The organism is Pseudomonas lalucatii (assembly GCF_018398425.1).
Lineage (GTDB): Bacteria > Pseudomonadota > Gammaproteobacteria > Pseudomonadales > Pseudomonadaceae > Aquipseudomonas > Aquipseudomonas lalucatii.
On sequence record NZ_JADPMV010000001.1, the window covers coordinates 837,461 to 855,295 of the forward strand.

The following is a 17,835-nucleotide window of genomic DNA, read 5'->3' on the forward strand; positions in this document are numbered from 1 at the left end:
CTGACTGCGCCGAGTCAGTGGCCACTCCTGGAACTGATGGTTTATCGCGCCCGTTGCGGTAGCGACACCCGAGTCCGGGTCAACATGGAGACGGCGACATAGATGATGGATGAGGCCAGGCAGCCGATCAGCGGCCCCTCGACCCAACCGATATCGGTGCTCAGCAGCAGGCCACCGCTGGTGAAGAAGCCCACCAGCATCGCCACCAGGGCGCCGGCCACGTTGCCCTGCCAAAAGGTGGAGATGAACACCGGGCCGATCATCGCCGCCAGCAGGGTGCCGGAGCCGAGAATACCCAGCCAGGACAGCATGAACGGCGGCGCATACATCATCATCAGCAGCCCCAGCAGCCCGAGCGCCACGACGGCCACACGGTTGACGGTCAGGGCATGGGGCGAGTCCACCTCGGCGTGCTTGTTCAGCGCCAGGCGCAGGTCATGGGAGGTTGCCGACGCCACGGTGTGTAGCATCGAGTTGGCGGTGGACTTCATGGCGAAGATGATGAACAGGGTGATGATCCCCTGCAGAGCCGGATGCATGAACGTCTGCAGGTACATCGGCATGGCGCTGTCCGGGTCGGCCAGTTGCGGACCGAAGGCGCGCATGTACAGGCCAACCAGCGGGATCAGGCTGAGCAGCGCGCCGAGAATCGCCACGTAGATGCCGACCTTGTGCATCTTCACGTTCGGCTTGAAGGCGAGGAAACGGATCGCCATGTACGGCAGCACCGCGGCAAACAGGAAGGCATAGGGCAGAACCAGGAATACCGAACCCTTGCTGGTCCCATAGGGCGCCGCAGTCTCCGGATTGAGCAGGTTGGGATTGATGGTGTTGAGGTTGGCCTGCCACTGGCCCAGGTCGACGCTGGTGAACATCTGGACCATGATCACGATCGCCGCCAACGCCATGCCGCAGACCATCACGGTATCGGTCCAGGCCACGGCGGCCAGGCCGCCGAGCATGGTGTAAAGGATGATCACCGAGATCATCAACCAGGCGCTGCTGGTCATCTCGATATTCAACCAGGACGCGCCGAGCATGCCGACCGCCTTGATCTGGCTGACCAGAAACACCATCAGCAGGATGATGGTCATGAACGCCGCCACGCCCTGCAGCAGGCGCCCACCGGCACCGCCGCCGTGAATCTGGCCGATGTACTCGGGGATGGTATTGCTGCCCATGTGGATGGCGCGATTCTGCATGTGATTGGCGAAGAACAGCACCGCGATCATGATCGCAGGGGCGAAGAAGAAGTTGCCCAGCAACTCGATGGCACCGAACTCGTAAGCCACCGCCGGCGACCCCATGAAACCCCAGCCGCTGAAGCCGGTGGCCACTATGGTGCTCGCACCGACAAAAGCGCCGAGACTCCTGCCCGCAAGCAGGAAGCCACCCTCGTCGCTGTCCTTGACCTTGCGCGAGGAGAGGAAGCCGATCCCGATCATCACCGCGAAGGTGAGGATCAGCAGGCCCCAGTTGAACAGTTCATAGAAGTCCATCGCGCTCACCCTCGCTGCCTGGCTTGTTTTTTGGCAGAGCGGCACAGATAGGTTCCGGCCGCAATCAGGAACATGAGAATGTTGAGCGCTACGAAGAGCGTAATTACCCAGGAATTCATAACAAATGCCTCATTATTGTATTTGTAATAACTGCTGAAGCAGCAACGAAACAACGCAGCGCACTTAACTCGGCCAATGCGTTTCATCACAACTTCACACACTGAGCGCCGTCCGGATGGACGCGATAAAGCCTTCCCTTCGAATTCGTCCTTAAGACTGCTGATCGGCGCCGTATCGAGGCGCTGGTTGAGTCAACTCAGCCGTGGCGCAGCCGTGCCCCGCGTGGAGGGCACGGCTGCGACCGAGCATCACTTGCGAATGATGTTTTTCTCCGGCCCGTACGGGAATTTGGTGATGTTCTCCGCGCCTTGCTCGTTGACGATCAGGATGTCGTGCTCGCGGTAGCCACCGGCACCCGGACGGCCTTCCGGCAGCATGATCATCGGCTCCATGGACACCACCATGCCCGGCTCCAGCACCGTGTCGATGTCCTCGCGCAGTTCCAGCCCGGCCTCGCGGCCGTAGTAGTGGCTGAGGGTGCCGAAGGAGTGGCCGTAGCCGAAGGTGCGGTACTGCAGCAGGTCGTGCTTGAGGAAGATCTCGTTCAGCTCGCGGGCGATATCGCTGCAACGCATGCCCGGCTTGATCAGCTTGAGCCCGGCCTCGTGCACCTCGACGTTGGCCAGCCACAGGCGCAGATGGTCGTCGGAGCAGTGGTCGAGGAACAGGGTGCGCTCCAGCGCGGTGTAGTAGCCGGCGATCATCGGAAAGCAGTTCAGGCTGAGGATGTCGCCCTTGTTCACCTTGCGCGTGGTGACCGGGTTGTGCGCGCCGTCGGTGTTGATGCCGGACTGGAACCAGGTCCAGGTGTCCATCAGCTCGACGTCCGGGAAGGTGCGGGCAATCTCGCGCACCATGGCCTGGGTGGCGTGCAGGGCCACTTCGTATTCCGGCACCTGGTCACGCAGCGCCTCGACCACCGCGGCGCCACCGATGTCGGCGATGCGCGCGCCATGGCGGATCATCTCGTGCTCTTCGGCGGACTTGATCATGCGCATGCCCATGCACGGCGCGGCGATGTCGACCAGCTCGGCGTCCGGGTAGCGGGCGGCCAGCTTGGCGCGGTTCTGCAGGTTGATATGGTCGTACTCGATGCCGATGCGGCGCGCCTTCGGCAGCGCCTGCTGGATGGCAACGAAGTAGTTGTCGCGCTGCCAGTCGGTGTAGACGATGTTGTCGGTACCGGCGGTGCGACGCCACGGCTGGCCACCGTCGATGTTGGCGCTGATGCTGACCACGTCGTCCTGGGTCACCACCAGGGCATAGGGACGACCGAACGAGCAGAACAGGAAGTCGCTGTAGTAGTTGATGTTGTGGTACGAGGTGAAGACTGCGGCGTCGATGTCCTGGGCGGCCATATGGGCGCGCAGCTTGGCCTGGCGGTTGACATACTCCTGGGCGGAGAAAGTGGATTTGACCTTTTCGCCGTTCTGAATCCGGATCGTCTGGGGCATCTGCATGGCGTGAATCCTTTTTGTTTTCCAGTGACTCGACCCGCCGGTTTGGCGAGCCGTTGGAAAGCATTGCACCAGATGCCCCCATGCCTTTTTTGTACATTCCCGACCCGAAATTGGTCAGATCCGCTTCCCTTCTCTGGGCATTTCCAGGCCTGAGCGTTCCTTGGCCTGTCGCGCCTGTCCTGACGCCCTGCCATCAGCCCACACGGTCTCTGTTGCCACAACAAGAAGCACAGACAGCACAAAGCCACGGACTTCTCCAGGTCCGTGGCTTTGTTCTTATGGGCGTTTCACTTTCGGTACCCGAGTGGGTGCCAGTATGGGCACCGTCCTTTTCTGACTCAGTCCTTGGCGATGCTCTCTTGCCGCAATGCCCGCACCAAACTCAGGCACATCAGCAGCATGATCACAGAGAACGGCAGCGCACTGGCGATGGCGGCAGTCTGCAGGGTCGCCAACGAAGCCGCGCCTCCCGCCACCAGCAGCACGCCCGCTACCACGCCCTGCTGCACGCCCCAGAACACACGATGGCGGGTGGCGGTATGCACAGCACCATGGGACATGATGGTGGTCATCACCAGGGTTGCCGAGTCCGAAGAGGTGATGAAGTAGGTGGCAACCAGTACCGCGCCCAACCAGAGTGCCATGGTGCCCAGGCCGCCCAGCGACATGGAGTCGACAGTGGCGAAGAAGGCATTGGCCACATCCTTGGAAACCGCGGCACTGATGCCCCCGTCGGCGAAAAGTTCATTGCTCACCGCGGTGCCACCAAAGGCGACGACCCAGACGAAGGTCAACAGAGAGGACACGCCTATTACGCCGAGAATGAACTCGCGGATGGTGCGGCCACGGGAAACGCGGGCGATGAACACGCCAACAAAAGGCGCCCAGGACAACCACCAGCCCCAATAGAACACCGTCCACCAACCCTGCCAGCTCGATTTCCAGCCTTCCCACTTGGCCGGGTCCTGATGGCTGGCGTCGGTCCAGAAACTCATTTCGATGAAGCTTGCCAGATAATCGCCAGTGGCATCGACCAGCGACATGATCAGGTAACGCGACGGTCCCCAGATGAAGAAGAACAACACGAGCGCCACGGTCAGCCAGATGTTCAGCTCGCTGAGGCGTTTGACTCCTCGATCCACGCCAGACACCGCGGAGACCATCGCCACCAGGGTGATCACGGCGATTATCGCCAGTTGCACCACTACCGAACTGTCCAGCCCGACCAGGCGGCTCAGACCCGCGTTGATCTGCTGCGCACCAAGGCCCAGAGAAGTTGCGACGCCGAAGATGGTGGCAAGAATGGCCATGATGTCCACGGTATGGCCGAGGGCACCATCCATGCGTTTGCCGAACAGTGGCCGCAGCGTGGAGCGGATGGTCAGCGGCAATCCCTTTCTGTATGCGGCATAGGCCAGGGCCAACGCCACGATGCAGTAGATCGACCAGGCATGCAGCCCCCAGTGGAAAAAGGTGATACGCATGGCACTTTCCGCCGCCTCTGCGCTCATGCCCTCGGCCGCAAACGGGTTGCTCTGCAAGTGAAAGATGGGCTCGGCGATGCTCCAGAAGATCAGCCCGATGCCCTGGCCGGCGGAAAACACCATGGCGAACCAGGAGAAATAGCCATATTGCGGTCTCTCGTCGACGCCCCCGAGGCGGATGCTGCCGAAGCGGCTGAACGCCAGCCACCCATTAAAGAACAGGAACAAGGCGGCGATCAGCACGTAGTACCAGGTGAAGTAGTAGGTGATGCCGCTGCGCACCCGGTCGAAGAACGCCGCGGCCTCCTCCTGAAAGCCCAGTACCGCGAAAATCACGCCGACGATAATCGCCAGTGAGCCAAGGGTGACGACTGGGTTCAGGCCCTTGAGCCAGGGACTCTGCGAGATCGCTACACTGGCCTCGTGCAAGTCACTCTTGAAGTCGTGACTCAACAGCCTGGGCGCGGCCTCGACCGCGCATTCTTCTGGTTTCATCTTTCAGCCCTCTGATTGTTGTTGTGGGTGCTGGTCAAACGTATGCGGCGGCCGAATCAGGGAATCGGTTCGAATGCCTCCTGCAGCGCGGCGGCGATTCCCGCGACGCAGACCTCAAGGATCAGTTCCCCCTTTTCCCGGCTGGCGCCGCGCGCGGAGGACAGGGTGCCGGACGCAGGCGTTCGCTGCGGCACAATGGGGAAGACGTCATAGGGGGGGAAACTTGCAGGGGGATGATCGACGACACGGGTCATGTCGACGAGCTCGGGGTACAACGCCAACATCAGCGAGGTCTCGAATACACCGCCATGCTCGATGTCCCAGCCGAGGAAGCCCTCAGGGTAGAGCTGGGCGATAACCTGCGGATCGTTCACGAAGTCCCAGTAGGAGAGCAGTACCACTTTGAAATCGTCGATGCCCGCGTAACGCAGTTCGCGCAGGGCTAGGTCGATACCCTCAACCACGAACATCGAGTTCTCATAGTGCCCGTTCATCAGCACCAGCCTGCGCGCACCATGGCGTGCGAGCTCACGGATGATGTCCTGCACCGTGCCGGTGAGGGTGGCGCCATCCAGGCTGGTAGTGCCTGGAAAGTGATTTCCGCCTCCGGACTTCTGTTGTGACTTGTATCCGTACTGCAGCCCCGGCAGGACCAACGCACCAATACGCTCGGCGACCCGCTGGCATACGGCAGTAGGCAGCAGCACATCGACGTTCATGCACATATGGTGACCGTGCTGCTCCAATGCACCTACCGGCAACATCAGCACGCAATCGCCTCGACTGACCCTGGATTCGTATTCCTTCCAGGTCAGTTCGCCTACAAAAACGCTTCTAGTCATCGATTCATCTCCTGAGAGTGCAGGCACAGATGGCCTCTCACTGCCTGGCATTGCAGCAGAAGCAGCAGTGCCGTTTTTGTACATATCCGACCCTAAGTTGGTCACACTCGCCAGGATGCGGGTCAGCGCGCGCCTATGTGCCGCCTCGTTGATCATCCGCCCGCCCTCCACGGCGCGGCAGCGGCGGCCAGCACCTCCAGCTAATGCCCGTGCTTTAGCTGCCTGTGCGAACAACCGAGTGGCGGCGATGGGGGTAGAACCGCCAACCATTGAGTTGGCAGTACTGACGTAGGCGGCCAAGATGCGGGATCAGGATCAGGCTCCCGCTGCCCGGTTTGCCCCAGACTCACTGCAACCTAACTCGGGATACTGATGAGTCTTACGCCGCCACGACTTCATCGCGGAGTAATTGGGTAGATTGAGAGCGAACCTCTTCATGAACCGATAATAGGATTCGCAGCGCCCTGCATCAGACAGTATTTTTTCCGGGGTGACGCCCAAAATGAATCATGCGCCCCTTGCGCGCACAACACCTGAAACGGGCAAGAAGGCACGGAGGTCTTGGCTCCTCCGCACCTTGTGAGCCAGGAACATCGTAATCAGGCAGCGTTGCACCGCCTGTGACGAACGTTACTTGCGAATGATGTTTTTCTCCGGCCCGTACGGGAATTTGGTGATGTTCTCCGCGCCCTGCTCGTTGACGATCAGGATGTCGTGCTCGCGGTAGCCACCGGCACCCGGCAGACCTTCCGGCAGCATGATCATCGGCTCCATGGACACCACCATGCCCGGCTCGAGCACCGTGTCGATGTCCTCGCGCAGCTCCAGCCCGGCTTCGCGGCCGTAGTAGTGGCTGAGGGTGCCGAAGGAGTGGCCGTAGCCGAAGGTGCGGTACTGCAGCAGGTCGTGCTTGAGGAAGATCTCGTTCAGCTCACGGGCGATATCGCTGCAGCGCATGCCCGGCTTGATCAGCTTGAGACCCGCCTCGTGCACTTCGACGTTGGCCAGCCACAGACGCAGGTGGTCGTCGGAGCAGTGGTCGAGGAACAGGGTGCGCTCCAGCGCGGTGTAGTAGCCGGCGATCATCGGGAAGCAGTTCAGGCTGAGGATGTCGCCCTTGTTCACCTTGCGGGTGGTGACCGGGTTGTGCGCGCCGTCGGTGTTGATGCCGGACTGGAACCAGGTCCAGGTGTCCATCAGCTCGACGTCCGGGAAGGTGCGGGCGATCTCGCGCACCATGGCCTGGGTGGCATGCAGGGCCACTTCGTACTCCGGCACCTGGTCACGCAGCGCCTCGACCACCGCGGCGCCGCCGATGTCGGCGATACGCGCACCGTGACGGATCATCTCGTGCTCTTCGGCGGACTTGATCATGCGCATGCCCATGCACGGGGCGGCGATGTCGACCAGCTCGGCATCCGGGTAGCGGTCGGCCAGCTTGACGCGGTTCTGCAGGTTGATGTGGTCGTATTCGATGCCGATGCGGCGCGCCTTCGGCAGCGCCTGCTGGATGGCGACGAAGTAGTTGTCGCGCTGCCAGTCGGTGTAGACGATGTTGTCGGTGCCGGCGGTGCGGCGCCACGGCTGGCCACCGTCGATGTTGGCGCTGATGCTGACCACCGCGTCCTGGGTCACCACCAGGGCGTAGGGACGACCGAAGGAGCAGAACAGGAAGTCGCTGTAGTAGTTGATGTTGTGGTACGAGGTGAAGACCGCGGCGTCGATGTCCTGGGCGGCCATGTGGGCGCGCAGTTTGGCCTGGCGGTTGGCATACTCCTGGGCGGAGAAGGTGGAGTTGACCTTGTCGCCGTTCTGAATCCGGATCGTCTTGGGCATCTGCATGGCGTGAATCCTTTTTGTTTTCCAGTGACTCGATTCGCCGGTTTGGCGAGCCGTTGGAAAGCATTGCACCAGATGCACTTCTGCCATTTTTGTACGTTTCCGACCCGAAATTGGTCAGATCCGCTGCGCCTGCCTGGCTCGGTTTATTTGTGCAAGGCGCTCCCAAGCCCGGCCTTGGCGATCAGGGCGCTGGCGAGCTTCTCAGCTCGTCCACGCCACTTCCGGGCTCTGTTTAGGCGCCAGCAGGAAAGCCAAGGGCCACAGGTTTCCACTCCCCTTCCCGATTTCCACACGCGCAAAAAAAACCCGTCCTGAGCTGGGACAGGACGGGCAAAAAGGATCGGTTGTCGAGTAGCTCAGTGCACGACCGCGCGCAAGCGTTGCGCACGACCTTGGCGCTCAATGCTGGGAGCTGACCCGAAGTGCTCGCGATAGCACTTGGAAAAATGCTGCGCCGAAACGAAGCCACAACTGGAGGCGATGTCCAGGATCGAAAGGGTCGTCTGCTTCAGCAGCTGGCGTGCCTGCAGCAGTCGCAACTTCAGGTAGTAACGAGACGGCGAACACTGCACGTGCTGGCAGAAGATGCGCTCGAGCTGTCGCCTGGACAGGCCGACAAAGCTGGCCAGCTTTACCAGCTCGATGGGCTCCTCGAGATTCGCTTCCATCAGCCCGATCGCCTCCTGCAACTTCGGTTGGGAGCTGCCCATGGTCTGCCGCAGCGTCAGTCTTTGTGGCACTTGCTCACTGCGAATGCGCTCCAGCACCAGCGTATCGCTGATCGCCTCGGCCAAGACAGGACCATGACTGCGCATGATCAGCTGCAGCATCATGTCTGCCCCGTCGCTGCCGTTCCCCGCGGTGTAGCGGTCACGATCCAGTACGAAATGCCGGGTACTGAGTACGATGCCGGGAAAGGCTTCCTGCATATCGACCCGGTACTCCCAGCTGGTGCAGCATTCATAGCCATCCAGCAGACCGGCGTTGGCCAGAAGCCAACTGCCAGACCCCAGGCTACCCAGGTGGGTGCCTTGATCGGCGTGCCGCTGCAGCAGGCGAATCTGTTCTGGATCGCAGCAGCGCTGGATGTTCTCCGCGCCACAGATGATCAACGCATCCAGATCGTCCTCGGACGTGGCGGCGCCATCCGGCGATACCAGCATGCCGCTGTTGGCGCGCACCGGTCGGCCATCCATCGTCAGGGTTCGCCAGCGATACAGGTCGCTGCCGGAAAACTGATTGGCCCGGCGCAACGGTTCCAGCACCGCGGCCAGCGTGATGAGGCTGAAATTGTCGGTGAGCAAGAAGCCGATCGACTGGATCGCAACCTCTGCCGGCTGCTTCAGCGCCTGGTAAGCGGACATGGGGAAATCTCCTCGGCAACGGCCTGGCAATGGAGCGTCAATCGGCTCACTAACGAATGAATAGCGGGGCTCAGCACTCGACCGCGCTGACCGCCAGGCCACCGCGCGAGGTTTCCTTGTACTTGTCGTGCATGTCGGCACCGGTATCGCGCATGGTGCGGATCACCCGGTCGAGGGAGATAAAGTGCTCGCCATCGCCGCGCAGGGCCATCTGCGCCGCGTTGATCGCCTTCACCGCGGCGATCGCGTTGCGCTCGATGCACGGCACCTGGACCAGGCCGCCGACCGGGTCGCAGGTCAGTCCGAGGTTGTGCTCCAGGCCGATCTCGGCGGCGTTTTCCAGCTGCTCCGGGGTGGCGCCGAGGATCTCGGCCAGGCCCGCGGCAGCCATCGCACAGGCCGACCCGACCTCGCCCTGGCAGCCCACTTCGGCACCGGAGATCGAGGCGTTCTTCTTGCACAGGATGCCCACGGCGGCGGCCGCCAGCAGGTAGTCGACCACGTCGGCCTCGCTCACCGCCGGGCTGAAGCGCACGTAGTAGTGCAGCACCGCCGGGATGATGCCGGCCGCGCCGTTGGTCGGCGCCGTCACCATGCGCCCGCCGGCGGCGTTCTCCTCGTTCACCGCCAGGGCGAACAGGTTGACCCACTCCATGCCGCTCAGGGTCGAGCCGATCACGTTGGGCTTGCTCATCTCCTGCAGGCTGCGGTGCAGCTTGGCGGCGCGGCGCTTGACGTTGAGGCCGCCGGGCAGGATGCCTTCGTGCTTGAGGCCGTTGTCCACGCAGTCGCGCATGGCCTGCCACAGGCGCATCAGGCCGGCGCGGATCTCCGCCTCGCTGCGCCAGGCCTTCTCGTTCTCCATCATCAGCTGGGACACGCGCAGGCCGTGCTGCTTGCACAGGCGCAGCAGCTCGGCGGCGCTGGAGAAGTCATAGGGCAGGCGCGTGCCGTCCTGGTCCAGCTGGCCGGCGGCGGCCTGCTCGGCGTCGACCACGAAGCCGCCACCGATCGAGTAGTAGGTGTCGCCGTGCAGTTCGCGGCCTTCGCCGCAGAACGCGGTCAGGGTCATGGCGTTGGGGTGATAGGGCAGGTTCTCCTCCAGCAGCAGCATGTCGCGCTGCCAGTCGAACGCCACGGCCAGGCGGCCGTCCAGCTGCAGCTGACCGCTGGCGCGCAGCGCCTCGATGCGCGGGGCGATCTGGCTCGGGTCGATGCTGTCCGGCCATTCGCCCATCAGCCCCATGATCACCGCGGTGTCGCTGCAATGGCCGACGCCGGTGGCCGACAGCGAGCCGTACAGCCGTACCTCGACACGCGCGACCCGCTCGAGCAGGCGGCGCTCGCGCAGGGCACCGACGAACAGGGCGGCGGCGCGCATGGGGCCAACGGTATGGGAGCTGGACGGCCCGATACCGATCTTGAACAGGTCGAACACACTAATGGCCAAAGCCGAATCCTCTGCCGCTTGCACACCCTCAGGTGCGTGTAGTGCGGAAGATTGTTGACTGTGGCAGGGAAGCAAAACTGTCTAGCCTCGACCCGAAATTGTTCGAAGTCGTCGCCTCTCACTAGAATCCAGAGCCATGCCAAGCCACCCGCTCGTTTCTATAGCTTTGACTGTCTCGAGCACCCCGCGGCGGCCATTTCCCGCACTACAGACGCAGCTCTCCTGCAGACGCCAGCAAGTACCGACGCGCCGTCCACAGATTCGATAGTGCGAACAGCGTCATCAGCGGCGCGGTATTCCTGTGCCAGTACGTCTGTTATTGGCGTTCCTCAGCAGGGCCAGTGCTTTGGGTAAACCTGGGCTTACCGCCAAAATCCGGTCAGCGTAGCCGGCTGCCGCGTCAGGACGACCTTGCGCCAGGCTATAGACGCCTGCCAACCATAGAAGGTCGAGGTCTTGCGGGTTTTTGCCCAAAGCCTCCTCGACAGTCGAGAGTGCTCGCTCTGGAAAGCGTGACTGGAGGGCCAAGGCTAGGGCAAAAGCATAGCGTGGGTCGTCGGGCGCCAAAATATTCGCGTGCCGTAAGTGTTTGAGCGCTTCTTTGCTGCGCTGCTGCCGCACCAGACCAAGGCCCAGCGAGTAATGCAGCAGCGCCCCCTGCGGACGCATCGCAAGTCCCTGGCGGAGCACGGCCTCGGCCTGCGATTCGCGCCCTGCGCTACGGTGCAGATCGGCAATCTCTAGGTATGCAGGCTGATACAGGGCGTCGAGGCGAATGGCTGCCTCGAGCTGTTCGACGGCCTCCTCCTCACGACCCTGCCGACGACGCAAGCGGGCAAGTTCGCTGCGTGCCTCTGCACGATCGGCGTTCAACCGCAGCTGTGCTTCGTATTCGCCCAGTGCGCGCTCAAAGGTCTTCTTTTGAGCTTGCGGCAGAGGCACGTCCGCGAGCAGGCGCGCCGCCTCGCTGCGCACGCTGCGCACCGGGTCGCTAAGTAACGGCGCCAGCCACTCGCCACGCTCGCCGGCCGGCAACCATTCGAGGGAGCTAATGACCGCCCGGCGAACCAACGGGCTTGAATCGCCAAGACTCTCGCGCAGAGCTAGCCTGTCTACATGGCGGGCCTGAGCGCCCAGGCGCGCGGCTGAGCTGGCGCGCACCAAGGCAGGTTGCGCCGGATCGGTCAGAAGCCTTGCCAGTGCGGCAGCGGCCCCCGGCACGTTTTTCTCGGCCGCCGACCAGGCGACTGCGAAGCGCTGGTTGCCTTCGGCCGGCTGTGGATGGTGCCTGCGTATTGCCTGCGCGGCCCACTCGGCCGAGCGTTCCTTGTGGCAGTCGTTGCAGGCATTGGGCGTCCCCAAGCTGACGCTCAGGTCAGGGCGTGGGATACGCAGGCTGTGGTCGCGCCGCGGGTCGATGACCATGTAGGTAGTCTGCGGCATGTGGCAGTCGACACACTGCACGCCGGCCGAGCCGGCCGGATGGAAGTGGTGAGCAGCGCTGTCGAAATAGTCAGGCGAATGGCACTGCCCGCATAAGGCGTTACCCTGCACGCGCAGTTTTTGCCCATGGGGCTCGTGGCAGTCGGAGCAGGTCACCCCAGCCGCGTGCATCCGGCTCTGTTCGAAGGAAGCAGAGATGAACACCTCTTCGCGCTGCTGGCCGTCGACATGATAAAGGCCTGACTCCAAAAGCGCTGGGCTGTAGTGATCGAGCAGCTGTTTGCCGGCATGATAGCCCTCGGCGAGCTGGCTTCGCCGCGAGTGGCATTGCGCGCAGACCTGCTGCTCCTTGCTCTCCCGTAGAGGCGTGTCGCGGCTGGCGGTGAGCTGCTCGATGGTTCTGCGCCAACCGACGCCTCGGCGTTCGTCGAGCAGCAGCGCCAGACCTTTGTGCGTAGTTTCACCCTCCCCGCGCGCCCATTGCAGGTGATTCGACCCAGGACCATGGCAGGCCTCGCAGCCGACACTGATCTCCGACCAGCTGCTGGCGAAGCGGTCCGCCTCGGCCTCGTAGCCCTTCCGCAGGTTGGTCGAATGGCAGTCGGCGCACATGAAATTCCAGTTCTGCGCCGGCCGGGTCCAGTGCAGCTCGTCCCGATAGCCGACCTGCTCATCCGGATAGAGGTGAAACCAGCGTTGCCCGCCCGCGCTGGCCGGCCGGCCGTCCCAGGCGATGGACAGCGCCTGCAGACGACCGTCGGGGAACTCCACCAGATACTGCTGCAGCGGCTCTACACCGAAGGTGTACCGGATCTCGAACTCGTCCAGCCGACCGTCAGGACCGTCGGTGTGCACGAAGAATTTCCCGTCTCGGCGGTAGAAGCGCGACTCGACTCCGGCATAGCTGAAGGTCGCGCCGGTGAAATCCCCGAGCACCGTCTCGGTCGTGGCGTGCTGCATGGCGCGCGCATGCTGCGAGCCCTGCCAGGCCTGGAACTGCTCCCGATGGCAGCCAGCGCAAGCCTGGCTGCCGACGAAGCCGGGCGTGTCGGCTGGCGGATCGTCGGCCATGGCAGAACGGGGCCCAGCGGCCAGCCCTCTACTCAGCGCCAGGACGGCAGCCAGCAGGAGCAGGCCCAACAACTGTAGAGAGGCGTGTGACGGGCGTGGCGCATTCGGCATGGCAATCATCCAGGCGGGCCTGTCGAGGCAAATGACGCCGCTATGCTGCCGCCACGCCGAAGCAGCGAACAGACCTCACGATCAATAGCTGCGCTGTCACGATACGCATTGCGCGCAGCGGATAACGCCGTGCGTAACGGCTTGGAAATACTGGCCCTGGGGAAACAACAACAAACACCCCCTAAGGAGATTTCCATGGCAGTTACTGTCACGACATCAGTCGCCACTGCACCTGTCGACGCCTCGCGTGCCGCCCCCCCGGCCGGGCTTCGCCGGGCGCAGCGCCCGGGGGCCCTGGCGCCCTGCATCCAGGCCGCCAGCCTATTCGTCTTACTCGCCCCTCTGGCCGCACACGCCGATCTCATAGGCGACAGCCAGCTCAACCTGGGTCTGCGCAACTTCTATCTGGATCGCGACTTTCGCGGCGACGCCGCACCGATCTCCCGCGCGGGCAGCTGGAGCCAGGGCTTCGACCTGCGCTTTACCTCCGGCTATACCGAGGGGCCGCTGCAGTTCGGCCTGGATGCCTCGGCGCAGTATGCCTATCGTCTCGACGGCGGCGGTGGGCGCGGCCCGGACACCGTCCTGCCCTACGATCGCAGCGAAGGTGAACAGGTCCGGGATTACGGTCGCGCCGCGCTGACCGCCAAGGTCCGCCATTCGAAAACCGAACTCACGGTCGGAGAGCATCGACCGATGCTGCCAGTCGCCTTCTTCGACGACAGCCGTCAGTTGGCCAGTACCTTCCACGGCATCCAGATCACCTCCAAGGAGATCGACAGCCTGAGCCTGACGGCCGGGCGCTTCAACGAGATTGCCACGCGCGAATCTGCCGATCACGAGAAGCCCTATCTGTTCACGCGCCCCTTCGGGCCGCGTCATCCCAGCGATGGGCTGAATTTCGCCGGGGGGACCTACACCTTCAGTCCGAAGCTGTCGGCCACCTATTTCTACGGCCAACTGGAAGATATCTATCAGCAGCACTACCTGGGCCTGACCCACAACGCCTCGCTGGCTAACGGCTACAGCCTGAAGACTGACCTGCGTTACTACGACAACAGCACCGATGGCGATGCGCTGTACGGCGAAATCGACAATCACACCTATGGACTCCTCAGCTCGCTCAAGAAGGGCGCACACACCTTCAGCCTGGGCTATCAACGCATGCTCGGCGATAGCGGCTTCCCAACCCTCAATGGCTTCACCCCACAACCCCATTTGGTCAACTGGTCGGCCCTGGCCTTCATCAGGCCGAACGAAAGCTCCTGGCAGCTGCGCTACGACTACGACTTTGCGGCGCAGGGCTTGCCGGGCTTGCGGCTCATGACCCGTTACCTGCGCGGCAGCGGCATCAAGCGTGCCGGGAACCTGAGCGACTCAAGCGAGAGCGAGCGCGACCTGTACCTGAGTTATGTCGTGCAGAGCGGCCCGCTGAAGGGGCTCGGCTTCGGCTGGCTCAATATCGATGCCAAGGTCCAGCACGGCAGTGACTTCAACGAGAACCGGCTGATCACCACCTACACCTGGAAGCTCTGGTAGGGCGGACCACGATAGGCAACCGGACACATCCGATAGACACCCGGAATTCCGCAGGAATCCGGACTATGACCAGGCCGCAATGGCCATCAATAACAACAAGAGGGACTTCACCATGAACCTGAGGCAACTGAGCCTGGCGTTCTGCATTACCAGCCTTGTCAGCCTTTCCTGTCAGGCCGTCGAGAAACCAAACTTCCTGATCATAATCGCCGACGACCTGGGCTATAGCGACTTGGGCAGCTTCGGTGGCGAAATTCAAACACCCAACCTTGACTCCTTGGCACGCGAAGGCGTGCGCCTGACCAACTTCCAGGCCGCACCGACCTGTTCGCCGACCCGCTCGATGCTGCTCAGTGGAACAGACAGCCACCAGGCAGGCCTCGGCAACATGGGGGAATTGCTACAAGAGGACCAGAAAGGCAAACCGGGTTACGAAGGCTACCTCAACCAGCGCGTTGCCAACTTGGCGGAAGTCATGCAAGAGGCCGGCTACAGCACCTATACAACCGGCAAGTGGCATCTGGGCCGGACAGAGGAACTGAGTCCCAAGGCGCGCGGCTTTGACCGCTCGTACATCCTGGTACAGGGCGGCGCCAGCCACTTCGACGACCAGAAGGCGATCATCAGCGTCGACCCCAAAGCCATCTACCGCGAAGACGGCAAGCAGGTGGAGGTCCCCGAGGGCTTCTTCTCCAGCGAGTTCTATACCGATCGTATGATCCAGTACATCGAGGCCGACAAAGCCAAGGGCAAACCATTCCTCGGCGTACTCTCCTACACCGCGCCGCACTGGCCCCTGCATGCTCCGGATCAATGGATCGACAAGTACAAGGGCCGCTACGCCGAAGGCTACGAGGCACTGCGCCAGCAGCGACTGAAGCGTATGCAGGAGCAGGGTATTGTGCCTGCTGGAATCAGTGCCAATACCCCGATGGAAAGCGGGCTGCCGACCTGGGAACAGCTCACCGAGGAGCAACGCCAGCGCGAGGCACGCAGCATGGAGGTGTACGCCGCCATGGTCGACAACATGGATCACCATATCGGCCGCATGCTCGATTATCTGCGCCAGAGCGGCCAGCTGGACAATACCTTCGTGTTGTTCATGTCGGACAACGGCGCCGACGGCAACAGCCCGATCGACCTACCGGGCAACCGTGAATGGATGGCCTCAGACTTTGACAACAGCCTGGAAAACATGGGCCGCAAAGGCTCCTACATCGACTACGGCGCCCAGTGGGCACAGGTAGGCGCTACCCCTTATCCGTTCTTCAAGGGCTTCACCAGTCAGGGCGGCACCACGGTTCCGGTCATCGTCAAGTATCCGAGCCTGGAGAAGCAGGCCGGCCAGATCAACGGCGGTTTCTTCCATGTAATGGACGTTATGCCGACCATTCTTGAACTGGCCGGGATCAAGCACCCGGGCAACCGCTTCAAAGGACGCAGCGTTCAACCCATGCAAGGGCGCTCCATGCTACCCGGGCTGCTCGGCGAGGCCATGCCCGAGCGGGCTGTCGGCTGGGAGCTCTTTGGCCGCCGCGCCGTGCGCAAGGGTGACTGGAAGATGACCTGGATGACCGCGCCCTACGGGAGTGCAGCATGGAAACTGTACAACCTGGCGCAGGACCCGGTGGAAGCGAACGACCTGGCCGAACAGGAACCAGCCAAACTTGCAGAGCTCACCCAAGAATGGGATGACTATGTAAAGCGAAACAATGTGCTACTGGGTCCCGTGAAGATCAAATATGGCTTCGAAACCTGCCTGTACGAGCACTGCTTCGAGTAGCACCAACAACCAATAGCCCCGGAGGAAACTCTGGGGCTTCTTTGTATCACTTAGTTCGTCCTCCCACGCCGAAAAGCCAAGTCATAGATCCACGAATCCGCAATGAGGTCGCGATATGTCTGGCCGTTTAGGACTGCCGTGACAAAGTATGGGACGGCAGTTCGCCGAAGGCCTTCTTATAGGCCGTAGTGAAATGGCTGGGCTGGGCGAAACCCCACCGGAAAGCCAGCTCGGACAGCTGCACCTCGCCCTGACGGTGATGCTGCAACAGTTCGCGTATGGCGCGCAGCCGACAATTCTGGATATAGCGTTGCGGGCTGATGCCCAGGTAACGCCGGAACGCCTGCTCCAGACTGCGTCTGCTGGCGCCACTCACACTCACCAACTGGCTGATACTCAGCGGCTGATCGAGGTGGGCCTGGATGAAGTCCACCACCCGTTTAACCGTACCCGGCAGCAGGCTGCGCTGCGGCAAAGCGCTGAGAGACGGGATGAGGTGCACCAGGTTCTCGCAAAACAGATACTGCATATGCACTTGACCGACAGGGCTGGTGAGCAATCCCGACGGGTTTCCCGTGTCGCTGTCCACCAGGCGCAGAAGGTTGCCGAGACTCACCACAGCAGGGTGCTGGCGACCCATGAGCTGGGCCTGGGCCGGCAAGCGCGTCACCTCGGTCTGATGGTGTTGCATGACATGATCGACTAGCAGCGAGGCATCCAGCGCGAGCACGATCGCCTGAGTCCCCTCATGCCACACAACGTCCACTTCATGCCCCGGCGTGAACATAAGTAGCTCTCCTGCACAGGCCCGTTGTCCGTCCGGGTGACTGCTCACAGCCCCGCGCAGCGGCAGTATGCCGTGCCAGCAGGCGAGCGGCGATGAACTGACACGCACCGCGCGACCGAAGCCGGCGCCGAATAACTTCAGCTGCGGCAGGGATTGCAGGGTGAAATGGATGTCCGTCTGGCCGCGCCCACAAGGCTGCAAGCGGCGCTCCTCGATATGGCTATTGAGCAGCCCTTCGGCCTCATCCAGATCGTGGGAGCGTAACAGTGGAGACGCGGAAAACGGCAGCCGGATGCCCAATTTGGCACTCATTGGCAAAGCAGTCAGTCCGCCGACGGCGGGAATGGAAAGGGCGTTCAGCATCGGCCGCCTCTTATTGATAGGTTGATCCGTACCCTGCACTAGTCGAGGCTCGGCTGCGGGCTGCGGTCATCGGCGGCAGCAGCCAAGTTTACCAGCCTAAATATTGAAATGAGCGACGACTCGACAATGGCGAGGGGCGGCAAAAGACGCCGCCAACATTCGAGAGTGACTGGGGGACAGGA

Annotated in this window: 11 protein-coding genes; 2 read left to right on the top strand and 9 right to left on the bottom strand. The window is 62.3% G+C overall.

The features are described from left to right. Positions 1-41: 41 nt before the first annotated feature. The 8 genes from I0D00_RS03580 to I0D00_RS03615 all read right to left on the bottom strand — a co-directional run bounded on the left by I0D00_RS03580 (position 42) and on the right by I0D00_RS03615 (position 13,070). Entirely contained in the window at positions 42-1,499 is a 1,458-nt protein-coding gene (locus I0D00_RS03580) for a sodium:solute symporter family protein (RefSeq protein WP_213638381.1), read from the bottom strand. A gap of 368 nt (positions 1,500-1,867) precedes the next feature. Then, positions 1,868-3,079: a M24 family metallopeptidase gene (locus tag I0D00_RS03585; RefSeq protein WP_213638382.1), complete on the bottom strand. Its 1,212-nt coding sequence runs from the start codon at positions 3,077-3,079 to the stop codon at positions 1,868-1,870. A 338-nt stretch (positions 3,080-3,417) separates the two neighbouring features. Continuing rightward, positions 3,418-5,058, bottom strand: a complete 1,641-nt coding sequence (locus I0D00_RS03590; RefSeq protein WP_213638383.1) for a BCCT family transporter — start codon at positions 5,056-5,058, stop codon at positions 3,418-3,420. Positions 5,059-5,114: 56 nt separating this feature from the next. Further along, a complete protein-coding gene (locus I0D00_RS03595; protein ID WP_213640211.1) occupies positions 5,115-5,900 on the bottom strand; it encodes a creatininase in 786 nt (261 codons plus the stop codon). Between the two features lie 630 nt (positions 5,901-6,530). After that, the gene (locus I0D00_RS03600; RefSeq protein ID WP_213638384.1) at positions 6,531-7,742 is read right to left on the bottom strand and encodes a M24 family metallopeptidase; all 1,212 of its coding nucleotides are present in this window, start codon (positions 7,740-7,742) and stop codon (positions 6,531-6,533) included. Positions 7,743-8,098: 356 nt separating this feature from the next. Beyond that, complete coding sequence (locus I0D00_RS03605) at positions 8,099-9,106, bottom strand: GlxA family transcriptional regulator (RefSeq protein WP_213638385.1); 1,008 nt, start codon at positions 9,104-9,106, stop codon at positions 8,099-8,101. 70 nt (positions 9,107-9,176) lie between these two features. Continuing rightward, positions 9,177-10,556 carry an L-serine ammonia-lyase gene (locus I0D00_RS03610; RefSeq protein WP_213638386.1) on the bottom strand — a complete coding sequence of 460 codons (1,380 nt, stop codon included), beginning with the start codon at positions 10,554-10,556 and terminating at the stop codon, positions 9,177-9,179. Positions 10,557-10,838: 282 nt separating this feature from the next. Next, complete coding sequence (locus I0D00_RS03615) at positions 10,839-13,070, bottom strand: ammonia-forming cytochrome c nitrite reductase subunit c552 (protein ID WP_246533167.1); 2,232 nt, start codon at positions 13,068-13,070, stop codon at positions 10,839-10,841. A 153-nt stretch (positions 13,071-13,223) separates the two neighbouring features. On the opposite strand from I0D00_RS03615, the gene I0D00_RS03620 reads away from it, so the two are divergent. Then, a complete protein-coding gene (locus I0D00_RS03620) occupies positions 13,224-14,720 on the top strand; it encodes an OprD family porin (RefSeq protein ID WP_246533168.1) in 1,497 nt (498 codons plus the stop codon). Positions 14,721-14,799: 79 nt separating this feature from the next. Beyond that, positions 14,800-16,503: an arylsulfatase gene (locus I0D00_RS03625; RefSeq protein WP_246533169.1), complete on the top strand. Its 1,704-nt coding sequence runs from the start codon at positions 14,800-14,802 to the stop codon at positions 16,501-16,503. A gap of 127 nt (positions 16,504-16,630) precedes the next feature. Here the strand turns inward: I0D00_RS03625 and I0D00_RS03630 are convergent, their stop codons facing one another. Beyond that, on the bottom strand, positions 16,631-17,653 hold the full coding sequence (locus I0D00_RS03630; RefSeq protein ID WP_246533170.1) for a helix-turn-helix transcriptional regulator: 1,023 nt from the start codon (positions 17,651-17,653) through the stop codon (positions 16,631-16,633). Between the last annotated feature and the right edge of the window lie 182 nt (positions 17,654-17,835).